19 protein-coding genes and 1 pseudogene are annotated in these 18,076 nt (G+C 65.5%); 10 read left to right on the top strand and 10 right to left on the bottom strand.

What is annotated here, in order from left to right:
* Nucleotides 1-234: 234 nt before the first annotated feature.
* Genes BHD08_RS12395 through BHD08_RS12360 form a run of 8 tightly spaced genes read left to right on the top strand, consistent with a single transcriptional unit; the run spans nucleotide 235 to nucleotide 7,002 of the window.
* Nucleotides 235-726, top strand: a complete 492-nt coding sequence (locus BHD08_RS12395) for a Na+/H+ antiporter subunit E (protein ID WP_125022594.1) — start codon at nucleotides 235-237, stop codon at nucleotides 724-726.
* Nucleotides 726-977, top strand: coding sequence for a monovalent cation/H+ antiporter complex subunit F (locus BHD08_RS12390; protein WP_125022592.1), 252 nt, complete (start codon nucleotides 726-728; stop codon nucleotides 975-977). The genes BHD08_RS12395 and BHD08_RS12390 overlap by 1 nt, the downstream gene beginning before the upstream one ends.
* Nucleotides 970-1,263 (top strand): monovalent cation/H(+) antiporter subunit G, encoded by a 294-nt coding sequence (locus tag BHD08_RS12385; protein ID WP_102857172.1) that lies wholly within the window; start codon nucleotides 970-972, stop codon nucleotides 1,261-1,263. Before BHD08_RS12390 ends, BHD08_RS12385 begins: the two co-directional genes overlap by 8 nt.
* Nucleotides 1,256-2,164, top strand: a complete 909-nt coding sequence (locus BHD08_RS12380; protein WP_125022590.1) for a hydrogenase subunit MbhD domain-containing protein — start codon at nucleotides 1,256-1,258, stop codon at nucleotides 2,162-2,164. The genes BHD08_RS12385 and BHD08_RS12380 overlap by 8 nt, the downstream gene beginning before the upstream one ends.
* A complete protein-coding gene (locus BHD08_RS12375) occupies nucleotides 2,161-2,442 on the top strand; it encodes an NADH-quinone oxidoreductase subunit K (RefSeq protein ID WP_125022588.1) in 282 nt (93 codons plus the stop codon). Before BHD08_RS12380 ends, BHD08_RS12375 begins: the two co-directional genes overlap by 4 nt.
* A complete protein-coding gene (locus BHD08_RS12370; protein ID WP_125022586.1) occupies nucleotides 2,439-3,863 on the top strand; it encodes a complex I subunit 5 family protein in 1,425 nt (474 codons plus the stop codon). The genes BHD08_RS12375 and BHD08_RS12370 overlap by 4 nt, the downstream gene beginning before the upstream one ends.
* Nucleotides 3,860-5,356, top strand: coding sequence for a complex I subunit 5 family protein (locus BHD08_RS12365; RefSeq protein WP_125022584.1), 1,497 nt, complete (start codon nucleotides 3,860-3,862; stop codon nucleotides 5,354-5,356). The genes BHD08_RS12370 and BHD08_RS12365 overlap by 4 nt, the downstream gene beginning before the upstream one ends.
* Nucleotides 5,353-7,002 (top strand): complex I subunit 5 family protein, encoded by a 1,650-nt coding sequence (locus BHD08_RS12360; protein WP_125022582.1) that lies wholly within the window; start codon nucleotides 5,353-5,355, stop codon nucleotides 7,000-7,002. Before BHD08_RS12365 ends, BHD08_RS12360 begins: the two co-directional genes overlap by 4 nt.
* An 8-nt stretch (nucleotides 7,003-7,010) precedes the next feature.
* Here the strand turns inward: BHD08_RS12360 and BHD08_RS12355 are convergent, their stop codons facing one another.
* From BHD08_RS12355 to BHD08_RS12315, 10 genes and pseudogenes are all read right to left on the bottom strand, one after another.
* On the bottom strand, nucleotides 7,011-7,454 hold the full coding sequence (locus tag BHD08_RS12355; protein WP_106156119.1) for a ketosteroid isomerase-related protein: 444 nt from the start codon (nucleotides 7,452-7,454) through the stop codon (nucleotides 7,011-7,013).
* 112 nt (nucleotides 7,455-7,566) lie between these two features.
* On the bottom strand, nucleotides 7,567-8,271 hold the full coding sequence (locus BHD08_RS23505) for a methyl-accepting chemotaxis protein (RefSeq protein WP_375708253.1): 705 nt from the start codon (nucleotides 8,269-8,271) through the stop codon (nucleotides 7,567-7,569).
* 393 nt (nucleotides 8,272-8,664) lie between these two features.
* Nucleotides 8,665-9,216, bottom strand: a pseudogene (locus BHD08_RS23500) (MCP four helix bundle domain-containing protein); the annotation flags it as partial.
* 147 nt (nucleotides 9,217-9,363) lie between these two features.
* Nucleotides 9,364-10,761 (bottom strand): ATP-binding protein, encoded by a 1,398-nt coding sequence (locus BHD08_RS12345; protein WP_125022580.1) that lies wholly within the window; start codon nucleotides 10,759-10,761, stop codon nucleotides 9,364-9,366.
* On the bottom strand, nucleotides 10,758-11,435 hold the full coding sequence (locus BHD08_RS12340; protein WP_125022578.1) for a response regulator transcription factor: 678 nt from the start codon (nucleotides 11,433-11,435) through the stop codon (nucleotides 10,758-10,760). The genes BHD08_RS12345 and BHD08_RS12340 overlap by 4 nt, the downstream gene beginning before the upstream one ends.
* 70 nt (nucleotides 11,436-11,505) lie before the next feature.
* The gene (locus BHD08_RS12335) at nucleotides 11,506-12,111 is read right to left on the bottom strand and encodes an outer membrane beta-barrel protein (protein WP_015278536.1); all 606 of its coding nucleotides are present in this window, start codon (nucleotides 12,109-12,111) and stop codon (nucleotides 11,506-11,508) included.
* 134 nt (nucleotides 12,112-12,245) lie between these two features.
* Entirely contained in the window at nucleotides 12,246-12,641 is a 396-nt protein-coding gene (locus BHD08_RS12330) for a hypothetical protein (RefSeq protein ID WP_125022576.1), read from the bottom strand.
* Between the two features lie 48 nt (nucleotides 12,642-12,689).
* Entirely contained in the window at nucleotides 12,690-13,571 is an 882-nt protein-coding gene (locus BHD08_RS12325) for a hypothetical protein (protein WP_125022574.1), read from the bottom strand.
* A 24-nt stretch (nucleotides 13,572-13,595) separates the two neighbouring features.
* The gene (locus BHD08_RS12320) at nucleotides 13,596-14,102 is read right to left on the bottom strand and encodes a curli production assembly protein CsgB (protein WP_125022572.1); all 507 of its coding nucleotides are present in this window, start codon (nucleotides 14,100-14,102) and stop codon (nucleotides 13,596-13,598) included.
* A 208-nt stretch (nucleotides 14,103-14,310) separates the two neighbouring features.
* Complete coding sequence (locus BHD08_RS12315) at nucleotides 14,311-14,895, bottom strand: response regulator transcription factor (protein WP_041757095.1); 585 nt, start codon at nucleotides 14,893-14,895, stop codon at nucleotides 14,311-14,313.
* A 263-nt stretch (nucleotides 14,896-15,158) separates the two neighbouring features.
* On the opposite strand from BHD08_RS12315, the gene BHD08_RS12310 reads away from it, so the two are divergent.
* Together BHD08_RS12310 and BHD08_RS12305 are read left to right on the top strand one after the other, a co-directional pair.
* A complete protein-coding gene (locus BHD08_RS12310; RefSeq protein ID WP_125022571.1) occupies nucleotides 15,159-16,874 on the top strand; it encodes an OPT family oligopeptide transporter in 1,716 nt (571 codons plus the stop codon).
* A gap of 69 nt (nucleotides 16,875-16,943) precedes the next feature.
* Nucleotides 16,944-18,017, top strand: coding sequence for an AI-2E family transporter (locus tag BHD08_RS12305; protein ID WP_125022569.1), 1,074 nt, complete (start codon nucleotides 16,944-16,946; stop codon nucleotides 18,015-18,017).
* Nucleotides 18,018-18,076 lie beyond the last annotated feature (59 nt).

The raw sequence follows: 18,076 nt of genomic DNA, 5'->3' as shown, positions 1-18,076 counted from the left end.
GCAGCTCAGCCCTGTTTTGCCCTCGTGGGGTGATTGTTATGACCGGGCGTCCACACCGCGGCCTCAGGGAGGACAGACCAGCCTCGCGCACGGACGTTCCGCCCGAGTTCCGGGTGCGCTCGGGCCAGGCCGAACGGCAATCTGCTGATACAAGGCATTTGGCTGCGGGATGTGGACAGCGGCGAACTCTTCGCCTCGACTTGATACAAAGATCGGAATGCCAAGGAGGATGTGATGACACAGGCCGCACTGCGTCGCGGAGCCACCGACGCGCTCTTCTGGTCACTGATCTATGCCGCGCTCTGGGCCCTGTTCGCTGCCGGGCAGGGCTGGCTGCTGGGCGTGCCGACCGTTGCGTTGGCCGTTGCCCTGAGCCTGTGGCTGGGATTGCGCCCGCTGGGCATGCGCCTGGGTGCGCTGCCGGCATTCCTCGTTTTTTTCCTCAAGCACATGCTGCTCGGCGGCTGGGACGTGGCGCGCCGCGCGCTGCAACCGCGTTGCCCGCTGCAGCCGGCGTGGCATGCGTATCCGCTCGCCAGCCAGTCGCCGCGGGTGCGCCTGCTGCTGTCGGCCCTGGTCGGGTTGCTGCCCGGCACGCTGGCTTCGCGCATCGAGGATGACCAGATGCGTGTGCATGTGCTGGATGAGCGGTTGCCCTGGCAGGCTACGGTCGCCGACCTCGAACGGCGTCTGGAGCGCCTGCTCGGTAGCCGGGAGGTGCGCTGATGGCACTGTTCTCGGCCCTGTTGCTGCTGACCCTGATCATCGGCCTGTGGCGCGTGCTGCGCGGGCCGGGGCGCGTCGATCGGCTGCTCGCAGTGCAGCTGTTCGGCACCACCGGTGCCGCGCTGCTGCTGGTCATGGCGCAGTGGCAGCGCGCCCCCGGCTTGCGTGATGCGGCGCTGGTGCTGGCGCTATTGGCGGCGATGATCAGCGCCGCCCTGGTGCAGCTGTTGCGGCGCAGTCGCCATGAGTGAGCTGCTGAACATCTTCAGCTGGCTGCTGCTGGCTGGCGGCCTGCTGTTCTTCGCCGCCGGCAGCATCGGCCTGCTGCGCTTCCCTGACACCCTCAGTCGCCTGCACGCGCTGACCAAGGCCGACACCCTCGGCCTCGGTCTGGTGGTCGCTGGCCTTTCCCTGCGCGCCGGCAGTCTGCTGGAGGTCGCGCAGATGCTGCTGATCTGGCTGCTGGTGCTGGCTTCCGGTGCCACCGCCTGTCAGCTGCTGGCACGCCAGGCTGACGAGGAGGGTGGCGATGAGTGAGTGGCTGCTCGATGGGGTGCTCGGTCTGTTGCTGCTGGGCCTGGCCGGCGGTGCGCTGCATGTGCGCCAGCTGTATGCCGGCGTGCTGCTGTTCATTGCCTTCGGCCTGGTGCTGGCGCTGGTCTGGGCGCGGCTGGGGGCCGTCGATCTGGCACTGGCCGAGGCTGCCATCGGTGCCGGCCTGACCGGCGTATTGCTGTTCGCCGCATTGGCGCGGCAACCGCAGGCCGGCAGCGAACCGCGCCTGTCGCGGCGCCGCCGCCTGGCCGCGCTACTGGTGGTGTTGCCGCTGCTGATGCTGCTGTTGCCACAACTGGCTCCGCTGGCCGAGTTACAGCCGACGGTGCCGGCGCAGATCGACGCCGCTCTGGCGCAAAGCGGCGTCGAGCATCCGGTGACGGCGGTGCTGCTCAACTTCCGCGCCTGGGACACGCTGCTGGAACTGGCGGTGCTGCTGCTGGCGCTGCTCGGTGCCCGCCAGCTCGGACCGCTGCAGCCGCGATTGAGCGAACCCTGGCCGCTGCTGCGAGCCTGGGGCCGCACGCTGGCGCCGCTGCTGGTGCTGGCTGGCGGCTATGTGCTCTGGCGGGGTGCTGCTTCGCCGGGCGGCGCCTTCCAGGCCGGCGCATTGCTGGCGGCGGGCATCGTCCTGCTGCGCCTGGCGGGGGCGCTGCCGGCTTTGCACTGGAGTTTCTGGCCGCTGCGCCTGCTGGTACTGGTCGGCTTGCTGCTGTTCGTCGGCGTGGCCGCCGCCTGCGCCTGGTTTGGCGATGGCTGGCTGCAGTACCCGATCGGCTGGGCCAAGCCGCTGATTCTGCTCATCGAGGCGGCGGCTACGCTGTCCATCGCCGCCAGCCTGAGCCTGCTGGTGATCGGCGACGAACCGGAGGCGCAGTCATGAGCGCCACGCTGTTCTGGATTGCCATCGGCTTCGCCCTCTGGCTGCTCGGCCTGCACGGGTTGCTCACCTTGCGTCATGCGCTGCGGCGCATCATTGCGATAAACCTGATGGGCAGCGGCGTGTTCCTGGTGATGATCGCCCTGGCGGCGCGCCGCGACCCGAGTGATCCGTTGCTGGTGGCGCTGGTGGTCACCGGGCTGGTGGTGGCGGTGAGCGCGACCGCGCTGGCGTTGCGCCTGAGCAGTGCGCTGGCTTCATCGACGGAGCACGAGCGATGAATGCCGCCCTGGTCAGCCTGCTGCTGCCATTAGCCGGCGCCTTGCTGCTGATCCTGCTGCGCCCGGCACGCAGCGGGCGCTGGGTGATCGCGCTGAGCCTGGGCGCGCTGGTGGCGGCGATCATGGCGCTGCAGGTGGTGCTCGATCACGGTGAGCGCAGCCTGCTTGTCGGTGGCTGGGAGGCGGGGCTGGCGATCCGTTTCCGACTGACGCCGCTGGCGGCGCTGTTACTGGTATTTACCGCCGGGTTGCACCTGCTGGTGGCGCTATACGCGGCGCGCATCCCTCATGCTGCTGGCAAGGAAGATTACTGGCCGCTGTCCTGCCTGCTGCATGCGGCGCTGGCTGCGCTGTGGCTGTCAGCGGACCTGTTCAACCTCTACGTCACGCTGGAGCTGCTCAGCCTGGGCGCCGTGGCGCTGGTGTCGCTGGCCGGACGCAAGGCCTGGAAACCGGCGCTGAACTATCTGCTGCTGTCGCTAGCCGGATCGCTGGCCTATCTGCTGGGCGTGGCGCTGGTCTACGGACGCTACGGCGTGCTCGATCTAACCTTGCTGGCGCAGTTGAGCGAAGCCGATGGCGTGACCCATCTGGCGCTGCTGTTGATGACCCTCGGGCTGATGCTCAAGGCTGCGCTATGGCCGCTGCACCTGTGGTTGCCGCCAGCCCACGCGGCGGCGCCGACGGCGGTCAGCGCGCTGCTCTCGGCGTTGGTGGTCAAGGGCCCGTTGTACATTCTCTGGCTGATCTGGAGCGAGATTGCCCCGGCTGAATTCGGCCGCGACGCCGGCCTGCTGTTCGGCGCCGCCGGTGTGCTGGCGCTGCTCGCCGGCGGCTGGTCGGCGCTGCGTGCGCCGCGGCTGAAGACGCTGGTGGCCTATTCCACCGTGGCTCAACTCGGTTACGCGCTGCTGGCGCTGGGGCTGCTGCTGCATCTCAATGAGCCACGTCTGCATGCGGCCTTGTGGTTGTTCGTGCTGGCCCACGGCTTGGCCAAGGTCTCGATGTTTCTCGCCGCAGGTGAGCTGCAGAGCATTCTCGGCAGCAAGCGGGTGACGGGCATGCGCGGCGCCAGCCAGAACGTGCCCATCGCCCTGGCTGCATTTGCCGTAGCCGGTGGCAGCCTGGTGGGCCTGCCGCCCAGTGGCGGCTTTCTGGCCAAGTGGCTGCTGCTGCAGCCGCTGTTCGAGCAGCCGCAGCACTGGCCGTGGGCGGTGGGCGTGCTGCTCGGCACGCTGATGTCGGCCGCCTATGTGTTCCGCGTCGTTGCCCACGGCTTCGACCGGGCACGGCCCAATCCGCCGAGCATCCGCGCGGATCGTCTGGCGCAGTGGCTGGCCCTGCTGCCGGCACTGCTGGTCTGGGGGCTGGCGCTGATCAGCGAGCCGCTGCTGCTCTGGCTCGGAGGGCTTGGACGATGAACTGGCACGGCCTGCTGCCGCTCGGCATCGTGCTCAGCTCGCTGCTGCCGGGCCTGGTGATCTTCGCCCTGCGCGAGGACCAGCAGCGCCTGCGGGTCACGCTCAACCTGCTCGGTGTAACCCTCAAGCTGCTGCTGGTTGGCGGCATGCTCTACGGTGTCAGCCAGGGCAGCGAATACCGTTTCAGCGTGCCGCTGCTGCCAGGTGCGCCGCTGGTGCTGCAGGCCGATGCCCTGTCACTGCTGTTCGTCGCGCTGTCGTCGCTGCTCTGGGCGCTGACCACGATCTACGCCATCGGCTATCTGGAAAACTCGCCGTTGCGTTCGCGTTTCTTCGGCTACTTCAGTCTGTGCGTCAGCGCCACGGTGGGTCTGGCGCTGGCCGGCAACCTGGTCAGCTTCCTGCTGTTCTACGAGTTGCTGACGCTGGCCACCTTTCCGCTGGTGGTGCATCGCGGCACGCCCGAGTCGCTGCGCGCCGGGCGTGTCTACCTGGCTTATACGGTCGGTGGTGGCACGCTGGTGCTGATGGGCGTCGGGCTGCTGCACAGCCTGGCGGGCACGCCGGACTTCCAGGCGGCCGGCTACCTGCTGGAGCAGGTCGACGAACATGACATTGCACTGCGGGTCGCCTTCGCACTGTTGATTCTCGGCCTCGGGGTGAAGGCCGCGCTGATACCGCTGCACGGCTGGCTGCCGCAGGCGATGGTCGCGCCGGCGCCGGTCAGCGCACTGCTGCATGCGGTGGCGGTGGTGAAGGCGGGGGCATTCGGCATCGTGCGGGTGGTCTATGACGTCTTTGGTGCCGAAGCGCTGACCCGGCTGGATCTCACCAGACCGCTGCTCTGGCTGGCCGCGGCGACCATCCTCTATGGCTCGCTGCGCGCCTTGCAGCAGCAGGAGCTGAAGAAGCGCCTGGCCTACTCGACCATCAGCCAGGTGTCCTACGTGACGCTGGGCGTCGCGCTGCTCGGGCCGATCGCCGCGGTGGGCGGCCTGGTGCATCTGGTGCATCAGGGGCTGATGAAGGTGACGCTGTTCTACTGCGCGGGCAACTTTGCCGAAACCCTGGGGATTCACCGCATCCGCGAGATGGATGGCGTCGGCCGGCGGATGCCCTGGACCATGGCGGCGTTCTCCATCGGTGCGCTGGGCATGATCGGCATCCCGCCGATCGCCGGTTTCATCAGCAAATGGACGCTCGGCCTCGGTGCTCTGGAGGTCGGGCAGGACTGGGTGCTGCTGGTGCTGCTCGGCTCGGCGCTGTTGAATGCCGCCTACTTCCTACCGCTGCTCTGGCGCGGCTGGTTCGCCGAGCCGGCCGACTGGCACGAGAATCGTTGGGCGGAGGAGCGTTTCGAAACCCACTGGATGTTGCTGCTGCCACCGGTGCTCACCGCGCTGCTGTCACTGCTGGTCGGGTTGCTGGCGGCCACGGCGCTCAGCCCGCTGGGCTGGAGCCAGCTGATCGTCGAGCGGGAGTTCGCCATATGAATCCCTGGCTTTGGCTGCTGGTGCCCTTCGCGCCGTTGCTCGGCGGCGTGCTGCTGTGCCTGCGTGAACGCGCCCTGTCGTGGTTGTGGCTGACCTGCCTGCCGGCGTTGCTGGTGGCGCTGCAGCCTCCGGCGGCGCTGGAGCTGCCCTGGCTGTGGGAGGGGGTGCGCTGGGGCGCGGACGATATCCTGACGCGCGCCTGGCTGGGGTTTTCCGCCGTGCTCTGGGGCTGCGCAGCGGTCTTTGCCAACAGCAGCCTGAGCCGGGACCCGCGTCGGTTGCGCTTCTGGGCGTTCTGGCAGCTGGCGCTGGCCGGCAATCTGTTGCTGATCGTGGCCACCGACGCGCTGAGTTTCTACCTCGGCTTCAGTGCCATGAGCCTGTCCGCCTACGGGCTGATCGTCCACCGTGGCGGCCCGGGACCGCGGCGCGCCGGGCGGCTGTATCTGCAGCTGGCGATCTGTGGCGAGATGCTGCTGCTCGCCGGTCTGCTGTTGCGCACCCATTCCACCGGCCAGGCCTTCGACTTCGCCAGCTGGCAGGCGCAACCGATCGACCATCTGACCCTCGCCCTGCTGTTGCTCGGCCTCGGCTTGAAGGCCGGCTTCTGGCCGCTGCATGTCTGGCTGCCGCTGGCCCATCCGGAGGCGCCGGCGCCGGCCAGCGCGGTGCTCTCGGGGGCGATGCTCAAGGCCGGCATCCTCGGCATCTGGCGCTGCGTGCCGGAGGCCGATCCGACGCTGGCTACCTGGAGCATGCCGCTGCTGGCAGCCGGGATCTTCGGCGCGCTCTACGCTGCGGCGCTGGGCCTGTGCGCCGGCAAGTCGAAAGCGGTGCTGGCCTATTCCTCGGTAAGCCAGATGGGCTGGATGCTGATGATTCTGGCGCTGGCGTGGAGCCTCGATGAACCGTCGGCGGGAGTTCTCGCGGTGCTGGTGCTGTTCGGCGTGCATCACGGCCTGGCCAAGGGCGCGCTGTTCCTGGCGGCGGGGATGGTCCATGAAGGGCGGCTGCCCCGGCTGGCCTGGCTGCTGTTGTTGCTGCCGGCACTGGCGATCATGGGGGCGCCGCTGACCAGCGGGGCGGCGGTGAAGTACCTGTTCAAGGACGCCCTGCACGACAGCGCCTTCGCGGCCTGGGCGCCGTGGCTGACGCTGGCCAGCTTCGCTACCGCGCTGCTGCTGTTGCGCGCACTCTGGCTGATGTGGCGCGATCAGCAGCATGCCCCGGCGCAGCGCCCGCCGGCTGGCCAATGGCTGCCATGGGCGGCGCTCAGCACGGCCTCGCTGCTGTTGCCTTGGGGCTGGCCGGCGCTGCGTGAATCCTTGCTGGACGGCCTCTATCCGGGCGGATTATGGGCAGCGCTTTGGCCGCTGCTGGCTGCGCTGGCGCTGGCTGGATGGGCGCTGCGCCGTGGCTGGCAAGTGCCGTCGCGTCTGGCACGGTTGCCCAACCCGGCGCTGTGGGCGTCGCTGTATTTCACGCGGGTGCTGCGTCAGCCGCCACTGCCTGTTCCCGCTATCCACATTCAGCGCAATCGCTGGCGTCAGCGCGAGCGGCGCTGGAATCGGCAGTGGGAGCGCGGCTCACTGACGATCAGCGCCTGGCTGCTGGTGGCGCTGCTCTGGCTCGGCTGGCTCTGGTGAACCGCTGCTCAGGGCAGGGCTTTTTCGGCGTAGGGGCGGGTATCCAGGCCCAGCTGGGCGCGGAAGCTTTCCATGTCGAACATGGTGCAGATCTCCTGCACCTGCTGCGTCGGGGTGATGGACCAGAACGCCATGGCGGAAATGCTCAGCACCTTGTCGCTGGGCGGGTAGCCGAACGCCGCATGCTCGATGGTGCCGATCAGCGTGCTCCAGGTCACCACCCGGTTGCCTTCGGCGATGCATTCCTCGACTACCACCTCCAGCTCCGGCATGGCGTGACGGATCTGTCGGACCATGTCGAGAAACTCGGCACTGTGGAGCGGCCTTCCAATGAACGAGCTCTTGTAGAGAAAGTCCTTGCTGTGCAGATGCTCGGCGAGCGCCAGGTGACCACGATTCCAGGTCAGGTCGATGTGCTGGCGAACGAGTTTCTTGCGGTCATCCAGTGACATGCGCGCTCCATGAGGCTGCAGTTGGCTCGGCAGCGAACTCTAGCAGCGCCCAGCGTGCAGTGGGAGAGCCGGTCGGTAACCTGATCTGGAATGCCGCTTGGGGTTTGCGTGATCAGATTCGGAATCTCCCGACCTTGTTTTGCAGGTCGCTACCCAGCTCAGCAAGATCCACGCTGGCCTTTGCGGTGTGCTCGGCGGAAACAGCCGACCGTTCTGAAATGTCCCGTACCCGGATAACACTCAAGTTGATTTCTTCAGCTACTGCGCTTTGTTGCTCTGCTGCAGTTGCGATCTGCTGCATCATTTGCTGGATGCTGGCGATCATCCTGGAAATGTCTTGTACAGCGGCGCCGGTGCTGTCCACCCCTTCGACTGTCTGGTCGGTCAAGTTGCGGCAAGTGTCCATCGTCGAGGCGGATTCGTCGGCAATCGCCTGCAAGCCCTGGATCAGGACCTGTATTTCCAGCGTTGCGTCTTGCGTGCGTTTGGCCAGATTGCGCACTTCATCGGCTACCACCGCAAATCCGCGCCCCGCATCTCCTGCCCTGGCGGCTTCGATTGCTGCGTTCAAGGCCAAGAGATTGGTCTGCTCCGCAACGGAGCGAATGACGTCCAGAACGCCCCCAATTCGCTCGCTCTCGTGCTTGAGTCGCATCATCGCGTCGGTGGCTCGGCCGACCTCGCTGGCTAGTCGACCGATTTGATCTATGGCTGCGCGAGCGGTGTCCTCACCCTGTTGCGCGTGCTGGTCAGCTGAAATCGCAGCCTGGGCGGCGTGTTCGGTGTTTCTCGCAACATCCTGCACGGTTGCAGCCATCTCATGAATGGCCGTTGCAACCTGCTCGACTTCCTGCTTTTGCCGGATAACGCTGTTGCTGGCCTGCTCGGTTGACTGAGACAGTTCTTCCGCGGCGCCGGAGATAACATCTGCGGAGCCCCGAATCTGCCCGATCAGGTCGGCCAGGCTGGATTGCATCTCGCCTAACGAAGCCATCACGCTACCAGGCGGAACCGATGCTCGGTCCGTCAACCTGCGCATATCGCCGGAAGCGGCTTTTTTCGCCGCAGCCGAGAGCACGTCGGGCTCGGCGCCGAGTGTCCGCAGCAGGCTGCGGACAATGGCAAGGCCCAGGCCGATCGCCAGGGCGATGGCCAAAATGCATGCACCTACCAGCAGCTTGCGCTGGCCCTCGAACAGAGCTCTTTCCTCCTCAACCTCGGCTACGGCAATCGCCCGACTGTGCTGCATAAACGCTTCGGCAGCCTGAATCAGTTGGCGAAGGAGCGGCATGCAATCGTCGCTCATACGCTGGATGGCCTCCTCACGTTGCCCGTCGACAGCCAATCCGACGATGTCCAGTGCAACGGGGCCATACAAGCCTTCGACGCGCGCCAGTTCATCGAACAGCAGCTGTTCTTCTCTATCCTGTGAGGCGCGAAGCTGGAGGATTGCCGCCCTGAGCTTGCTGAGGGTGGCGCCTACTTCATTGTGGGCTTTGCTGACCATGGCATGTTCGGCATCACGTTCAGCCCGGGAGGAAACCAGAACCAGATTTCGCGCGTGAATCGCACGTTGCTGTGCAGCAACCAGCAGCTCGGACGCAAGCTCCTCTCTCAGGTTCACACCTTCGACATAGTTCGCGAACGCTTCGTTGGCCTGTTCGAGTTGAGCAATTGAAAGTATGGAAATGCTCAGGACTACGGCGGTGAGGGCAGCGAAGCTGAGCCCCAGCTTGGCTTTGACGGACGAGATAATTGCCATGGCGAACTCTCTGACAACGAGCTCCGTCCGTGGAGGTGTGGAAGGCTGGTGTCATAGTGGCATTATCGATTCCACGAAAAATGCCTCGTTCGAGGTAGGGTTTCTCCTACCTTAGGCCATGTCGGAATACCGGCGTGCACGACTCGTCTAGTCGGTCCGCAACTTGATCTGGAAGGCTGCGCCGCCAAGTTCTGACTCGCCCAGGCTGAGTTCGCCGCCGTAGCTGTCGAGGATGTCCTTGACCACCGCCAGGCCGATGCCCTGGCCAGGGTGCTGGCCGTCGAGGCGTTCACCGCGACGGATGATGCGTGCGCGCTGGTCCACCGGCACGCCGGGGCCGTCGTCCTCGATGCCCAGCAGCAGGTCGCCTTCATGGGTGCGGGCGCTGATGCGGATCCTGCCGAGGCAGAGCCGATAGGCGTTTTCCAGCAGGTTGCCGAGCAGCTCCATCAGCGCACCCTGTTCCATCGGCACCAGGCAAGACTCGGCGAGCTGCATGTCGACCTGCACGTGTTTATCGCGATAGACCTTGTCCAGTGTGCTGCACAGACTGTCGAGCAACGGCCGCAGCTGGACCCGGTGACGCACCAGGCCGCTCTTGCCGAGACTGGCGCGTTGCAGCTGATAGCCGATCTGCTGGCTCATGCGTTCGATCTGCGCCTGCATCACCTGCGCCTGCTCGCGGCTCCGTGCCTGCGCCGCAAGGGTTTCGCCGACGCCCTGCAGCACGCTGAGCGGAGTTTTCAGACTGTGCGCCAGGTCGCCCAACGAGTTGCGGTACTGCTCGCGCTGGCGCCGTTCGCTGTCCAGCAGGCGGTTCAGCGAGCGGGTCAGGCGCAGCAGTTCGCGCGGGTGGTCATCGCTCAGTCGTTCGCGCTGGCTGGCTTCGACCTGGTCGAGTTCGGCGCTGACCCGCTTGAGCGTACGGAAGCCCCAGGTCAGGCCGAGCCAGAGCAGGGCCAGCAGCACCAGCAAACCACTGCCCAGCCACAGATAGAGTTGCCGGCGAAATTCATCGAACAGGCTCAGGTACTCGCTGGTCGGCTGCATGGTGACGAAGCTGAAGGCGTTGTCGCGGCTGCCAGCCAGCTGCAGCTCGACGTCATAGACGAAGTACTCCATCCCGTCCGCATCGCGCACGCGCAGGAATTCGGTACTGCCACCCTCGTAACGCGGACGATAGTCGATGCGCTCGTCGGCGGCCGAGCGCGAATGCCACACCAGTTCGCCGCGGCGGTCGTAGATGAAGCCGAGCAGCTGCGCGTCCGGCAGGTCGAATTCCTCGTCCGGCAGGCGCTCGGGCATCTGCAGTTGGCCGCCCTCGAGCTGGGCGGCGGTGATCAGCGTACTGGCATCGGCGGCCAGGCGCTGTTCGATGACTTTTTCGAAGGAAAGACTAAACGCGCCTTGCAGCGCCGGTAGCAGGGCCAACATGAACAGCACGGCCAGGCTCGCCGCGCCGAGCATCAGGCGCAGGCGCAGCGACATGGCGCCGGTCAGTCGGTTGCGAACGCGCGCCTGCAGGCGGCGCCAGCGTCGACTCATCGGCAGCGCTCGGTGAACAGATAGCCGAGGCCGCGCACGGTTTCGATCGGCTTCATCGCGCATTGGGCTTCGAGCTTGCGCCGCAGCCGCCCGACGAGCACCTCGATCACGTTCGGATCGCGCTCTTCGTCGCCGCTGTAGAGCTGCTCCATCAACCGCTCCTTGGCCACCACCTGCTGCTGATGACGCATCAGGTATTCGAGGATGCGATATTCATAGGCGGTCAGCGCCAGCGGCTCGCCATTGGCCGTGGCCTGCTTGCGATTGAGGTCGAGCAGCAGCGGGCCGGCCTCGATGGTGGCCTGGGTGAAGCCGCTGGAGCGGCGCAGCAGCGCGTTCAGCCGGGCTTCCAGTTCCTCGAACTGGAACGGCTTGACCACATAGTCGTCGGCGCCGGCGGCCAGGCCTTCGACCTTGTCCTGCCAGTTGCCGCGGGCGGTGAGGATAAGAATGGGGAAGACCTTGCCGCGGCTGCGCAGCTGGCGGATCAGGTCCAGCCCGCTGATACCTGGCAGGCCGAGATCGATGACGGCAAGGTCGTGATTGAATTCGTGGGTCTGATACAGCGCTTCTTCGGCGTTGGGCACGGCATCGACAATATGCCCGCTTTCACCGAGCCGCGTCAGCAAGTGGTGGCGCAGCAGCGCCTCGTCTTCCACCACCAGCACTTTCATTTTTCTGCTCCCTGGGCAAACGGCCGGGCAATGCCCGGCCGTTGTTCAACGTTCTGTCAGCGTAAGGCCATCAGAAGTGATAGTTCAGACCCAGATAGGCCTGCTTGCTGCTGTGTACGTCGATCGAGCCCAGCTTGCCGACGCCACGCTCGGAGACTTCGGTACCGGCGTTGCTGCGCAGGTAGCGGTAGCCGGCTTCGACCGAGGTGTTGTCGCCGAGCTTCTGCAGGATACCGGCCTGCAGGCCGACCAGGTAGCCGATGTCGCTGTCACGGGTGTAGCCCTTGGACTCGTTTTCCAGCTTGGTCAGACCGGCGCTGGCACCGCCGAACAGGCGAGTGGTGTCGCCCAGCGGGACGAACATGTCGTAGCTGCCGATCAGGTTCTGCTGACGCAGCTTGAGGCTGCTGCCGTAATCGTCGGAGACGTTTTCATAGGTCATGTAGTAGCGGCCTTCGTCGGTCATCTGACCGGCGCGCACGCCCCAGGTGCCGCTGTTCTTGATCACGTCATCGAAGCGATTCTTGCCGTCCATGTTCTGCTTCAGCGAGCTGGAGCGGTCGGTGTTGACGGTGCTTTTGCCCCAGGTGAAACCGGCGAAGTTCTCCGCGGCGTGGGCGCCGAAGCTGAAGATGCCGAGGGTGGTGGCGAGGGCCAGAGTGCTAAGTTTTTTCATCGGTGACTCCTTTTCAGGCAGCGGGATACTGACGGCCCCTAGCCTGAACGGTTGTCACTGAACCCTTCCTGAACCCCGCCTGAACCTGCGCTGAACGACTGGCCCATGCGCCACCGTTGGTCCGGCGCACGCGCTTAGGCGATCTGCTGTGGCCCGTCGTTATCGTCCACCTCAACCTCATCTGACGGGTAGCGGCGCAGGATCGGCGGCTGCTCGGCATCGTCGATCCACCACTGCAGCTCGGCCTCGACACGGATGTCGTCCGCGATGCCGAGTCGGTTGCGCAGCGGGCATTGCTCCGTGGGGCTGGCGATCAGCGTGCCGCTCTGCGCCGTCTGGGCACTGCCTGCCCTGCCGCTGGAGCGGACCTTGAGGCGGAAGCGGACCTGCTGGCCGCTGCCCGTGAAGCACAGGGCCAGGGACAGCCGATCGTCCGCGACGGGTTGCAGGTCGAGGCTGGCGTTTACCGCCGCGTCAGTTGGTGCGGGGGCGGCGGCGAGCAGCCAGGTGGCGAGGGTCATGGTCAGCATCCGCTCTGTTTCCGTTGAAGCCGGTCCGTGGCTGGAGTAGGCGCTGGGTTACTGCTGGACGATGGTCGCGCTGTTGCCGATGCCGCTCTGGTGGATCGCTGCGGCGCTCGGCAAACGGGTGTAATCGTTGGTCGGCAGACTCTGGCGAATGATCGCCTCGTTGGCGATGCCCATCTGCGTGATGGTTGCCTGATGGCTGTAGTTACCCTGCTCGATGCTCGCCAGGTTGTCGTTGCCGTTCTGGATTACCGTGGCCTGGTTGGACATGAAGCGCTGTGCGATGTCGACGCTGTTGCCACTGCCGGTCGACGAACCGCTGATGCGGCCGCCGAAACCGTTCTGTTCGACCGTCAGTCGGTTGCTGTCGCCGTTCTGGGTGAAGTCCAGCTCGTTGTGGTAGTCGCTCTGGTGGATATCCGCCGTGTTGTAGCTGCCGATCTGAGCGAGCGTCATACGATTGCCGTCGCCCTGAAAAATATCGGCCATGTTGCCCAGGCCGTCCTGGGACACGCTCAGCTGGGCGCCTTCGAAGAAGCCCTCCTGGCGGAAGGTCAGCTGGTTGTCGTCGCCACGCTGATCGACCTGGGCGCTGACGAAGCTGGTCTGGCTGGCATCGATCCGGTTGCCGTTGCCGACGCTGCTGGCGTTCAGGGTGCTGGTGCGTCCGGTCTGCTCGACCGTGGCGACGTTTGCATTGCCGATCTGCTGGAGGTTGGCGACCTTGAAGTAGGCCTCGCCGATCTGGGTGACGCTGGCCTCATTGAGGTTGCCGATCTGGCTGACATCGATTGTGCTGGATTCGACCAGACCGGGCTGTTGCAGCTCGGCAACGTTGTCCGCGCCACGTTGCTCCAGTTCGATGCTGTTCTCGGCCAAGGCCTGGGTGGCGCCGAGGGCAAGCAAGCTGGCTATCGCGACGGGCTTGAACATGTGTTTCTCCTTGGTCCCTGGCGGTTATCGACCCTGCACGATGTTGATCTGCTGGCCGATGCCGAATTGGGTGACGGTGCTGCGCAGCCCGCTCCCGGTCTGTTCGATGCGTGCGTCGTTATAGGCGCCGTACTGGCTGATGCTGGCCTGGTTGTCGCTGCCGGTCTGGCGGATGTCGGCGAAGTTGCCCTGGCCGACCTGTTCGACGATGGCCAGCAGATTGTCGCCGTGCTGAAGGATGAAGGCTTCCTGGTCCGAACCCTGCTGCAGTATCTGGGCATTCAGGGCCTGGCCGCTCTGGCGCAGGTCGGCCAGGTTGCCTTGGCCCACCTGCTGCACATAGGCCGCCTGTGAGGAGGACAGCGGGACCGCCCGCTGCGCAGCGGAAACCGCGCTCGAAATGCCGACCGGCGAAAGGTCGCCGTTATCCATCAGGTCGGCAGCGTGCAGCGGCGCGCCGATCGAGCCGGCAATGAGTGCAAGTGCAAGTGCAAGTGCGAGCGTGAGGCGGGGCAGGGCAGGATGGGTCATTGGTGTGTACCGGATGACAGTGGGCGCGATTCTTGAACGCCACATGAGCTTTTGAACATCCATCCGATGATGTAAAAAAGGCAGCGAGTTTCAGTATTCAGGGATTAATGCCTGGCCGATCTCACCGACACGCCGGCGTCGAGGCCGGCGTCGAGCGCGCCGCCTGCAGTGCCATCCGCGGTGCGGGCGGCCACTCGCGGTGACGTCCTCAGGCGCTGCAGGTCTTGTCCCAATCCAGATGACTGCGCAGCAGGTAGGCCGCCTCGGCTCGGTTGGAGGCGCCGATCTTGCGCAGCAGGTTGTGGATATGGCTCTTGATCGTATGCGGGCTCAGGCACAACTGCTCGGCGATCTCCGCGTTCGACAGCCCCTTGCCGGCCAGGCTGAGGATTTCCCGTTCGCGCAGCGTCAGGCTCGATTTGGTTTCGGCGAGCTGGCGCATCCGCCGCCATTGTCCCAACAAACGTTCGGTCAGCACGCGCGGCAGCCAGTCGCCGCCCTGCAGCAGCACGCGGATACCTTCGAGCAGATGTTCGCGGGTGGCGTGGCTGTAGAAGACACCGCGAATCACCGGGTGCTTTTCCACCAGCTGTTCGGCCTGTTCGGGGACGATGTTCACCAGCGCCACCGGTGTCTGCTCGTCCAGCTGATCGATCAGGCTGGAAATCTGTTCAGCCTCGCTATGGCCGGCGTCCACCAGAAACAGATCGGCACCCGTGTGCTCAGCCGATTCCAGTCCGGCCAGCGAAACCTCGACTTGCGCCTGCTCGCCGAGAAAGTGACGAAAAAACAGCCCCAGCAGCTCATTGCCGGTTAGCAGCGTGACAGTTGGGGAGGAAGTATCCCGTGTAAGCTCCGCGTCCATGTTCGGTACCTAGTCAGTCGGGCGTGATTGATTAAAAAGTTACTAAACGACCAGCACCTTGCAGCGAAGTTCAGCCGAGCGATGGCGAACGGGCATTATCCCGCCAGCACGTGCGCAACTCGGCCAAGGGGCGGGTGAGCCGCTTGGAAGGACGCGCGTTTTTGCACCGCAGTGGCTGCTAAGGTAACCGCATGATCGCGACCAACCTTGCCGTTTCGCCTCGGGAGCTGACTGCGCGTGCTCTGCTTACCGGGCTGTTGCTCGGTGCGCTATTGGCGCCGTCCAATGTGTACTCCGGCCTCAAAATCGGCTGGTCGTTCAATATGTCGATCATCGCGCTGCTGATCGGCTTCGCTTTTTGGCAGAGCATGTCCGTTGCGTTCGGCCGTCCGCGCTGGTCATTGCTGGAAAGCAACATCAACCAGACCACCGCTTCGTCCTGCGCGTCGATCATCTCCGGCGGGCTGGTGGCGCCGATTCCGGCGTACACGTTGCTCACCGGTCAGCAGCTGGACAGCCTGCCGCTGATGGCCTGGGTGTTCTCGGTGAGCTTTCTCGGCATCTGGGTCGCCTGGTATCTGCGGCCATCGCTGATCGTCGAGTCGGGGCTGCGCTTTCCCGAAGGCATGGCGACCCTGGCGACGCTGCAGCAGATCTACAGCCATGGCGCCGAAGCCGGCCGAAGACTCTGGGTGCTGGGCAGTGCGGCGCTGTTGGCGGCCGCGAGCAAGCTGATCGATACCTTCTTCTGGACGCTGCCGCGCTGGGCACCTTCGGCGCAACTGGAGCGCCTGACGTTCAGCTTCGAACCCTCGCTGCTGTTGCTCGGCTTTGGCGGCATCATCGGCCTGCGTGTCGGCCTGTCGCTGTTGCTCGGTGCCGTGCTGGCCTGGGGGTTGATCGCGCCCTGGCTGCTGGCCGAAGGCCTGGTGCGCCTGCCGGCTGATGCGCAGGGGCCGCAGTTCGCCTTATTGATCGAATGGCTGCTGTGGCCCGGCGTGAGCCTGATGGTCTGCGCCACGCTGACTTCGCTGGGGTTGCGCCTGCTGCGTTCGCGCTCGTCAGCGGTACCCCGACAGCCGAGGTCGCGGCGCCCGAATGGCTGGCCAATCGCGGGTTTCGTGCTGGCGGTGCTCGTGGTGCTGGTGTTGCAGGTCAGCCTGTTCGGCATCGATCTCTGGCTGGCGTTGCTGTCGATTCCGCTGGCGCTGTTGCTGGCGATGGTCGCCGCGCGGGTGGTCGGCGCCACCGGGATTCCGCCAATCGGTGCCATCGGCCAGCTGTCGCAGCTGGGTTTCGGTGTGTTCGCGCCGGGCCAAGTGCCGGTCAATCTGATGAGCGCCAACACCGCTGGTGGCGCGGCGGGGCAGTGCACCGATCTGCTCAATGACTTCAAGGTCGGCCACGTCATCGGTGCGGCGCCGGGGCGGCAGGCGGTGGCGCAGTGCTGCGGCATTCTGTTGGGCAGCGTGGTCGGCGTGCTGGCCTATCAGCTGCTGATTCCCGACCCGCAGAGCATGCTGATCACCCCGGAGTGGCCGGCCCCGGCAGTCGCCACCTGGAAGGCGGTCGCCGAAGCATTGACCGGTGGCCTCGGCGCGCTGGCTGCGGATGTGCGCTGGGCGGTGCTGGCTGGTGCGCTCTGTGGCGTGCTGCTCGGGACGCTCGAGGGCTTGCTGCCGGAGCGCCGCCTGCGCTGGTTGCCGAGTTCCGCGGCGCTCGGCCTGGCATTCATCATTCCGGCGTCGATTTCGCTGATGATGACTCTCGGTGCAGTGCTGGCCTGGGCCTTCGCCTCGCGTTGGCGCAGCCTTGGCGAGCGTTTCGTGATCGTCGCCGCAGCCGGGCTGGTCGCCGGTGAAAGCATGGCCGGCGTCGGCGCATCGCTCTGGCAACTGCTGCGCTGATTGGCGCCGAGCCTGAATTAAAGCGCCGGGTGGCCTGTCGTACCCCTTGTACTCATCAGGGGGAGAACCATGTCCACACCCACGTCGCAGAACGACGCCAAGAAGGTGGCCAATCGCGCCATGGTGCAGGCTGCCGTGCTCGCCGCAGTCGTACTGTTCTGCATAGTCGCCTGGCTGGCCTTCGATTTTCTGCTGCTGCTGTTCGCCTCGATTCTGTTCGGCGTACTGATTCACGGCGTAAGCCAGTGGATCAGCGACCACACCTCCATGCCCTACAAGGCTGCCATGCCGGCGTTCTTCGTGGTGATGCTGCTCGCCCTTGGCGGCGGTGGCTGGTGGGTCGCGCCAAACATCGCCGAGCAGGCCGATGCGTTGTCCGATTCCCTGCCACAGGCCGTCGAGCAGCTGCGCGAGCGTGCCGAGCAGCTGCCCTGGGCGAACGAACTGATGCAGCAGGGCGATCGCCTCGAAGACTCTCTCCCTGACGGCTCCAGCGCGTTCAGCGTGGTGACCAAGGTGATGGGCTCGGTGGCGGGCGCGCTGAGCAGTTTCGTCATCGCGTTCGCCATCGGCATCTGCCTTGCCATCAATCCGCAGATCTATGTCCGGGGGCTGCTGAAGCTGGTTCCGCTCGGCTATCGCCCACGCGCCGGCGAGATTCTCGATGAAAGCGGTGCGACCTTGCGCGCGTGGCTGCTGGCCAAGCTGCTGGAAATGCTGCTGATCGGCGTGTTGACCACCCTTGGTCTCTGGCTGCTGGGTATCGAGTTGGCCCTGGTGCTCGGGCTGATTGCCGGGTTGCTGTCGTTCATACCCAATATCGGCCCGGTGCTGGCGGTGATTCCGGCGCTGCTGCTGGCCTCTCTGGAGGGTGGTCGTACGGTGCTCTATGTCGCCGGGCTCTATCTGTTCGTCCAGGCGCTGGAGAGCTACGTCTTCACGCCGCTGATGCAGCAACGCATCGTTTCGATCCCGCCCGCGCTGACTATCGCTGTGCAGCTGCTGTTCGGCTTGCTCGCCGGCACGCTCGGGCTTCTGCTGGCGACACCGCTGGCCGCGGTTGGAATGGTGCTGGTGCGCATGCTGTATGTGGAGGATCTGCTCGGCGACCGCAGCGACGCGACCGACGGTTCTTCTCCATAGCCGCTCTGCAACAGGCCTCGCGGGCTCTGTCATGTTTTGTAAAGGCTGCCGAGGAAACC

This window comes from Pseudomonas sp. SCT, from assembly GCF_003864275.1.
Taxonomy (GTDB): Bacteria; Pseudomonadota; Gammaproteobacteria; order Pseudomonadales; family Pseudomonadaceae; genus Stutzerimonas; species Stutzerimonas stutzeri_AE.
The sequence above is the reverse complement of the archived record's forward strand: the minus strand, read 5'-3'. Positions and strand labels throughout refer to the sequence as shown.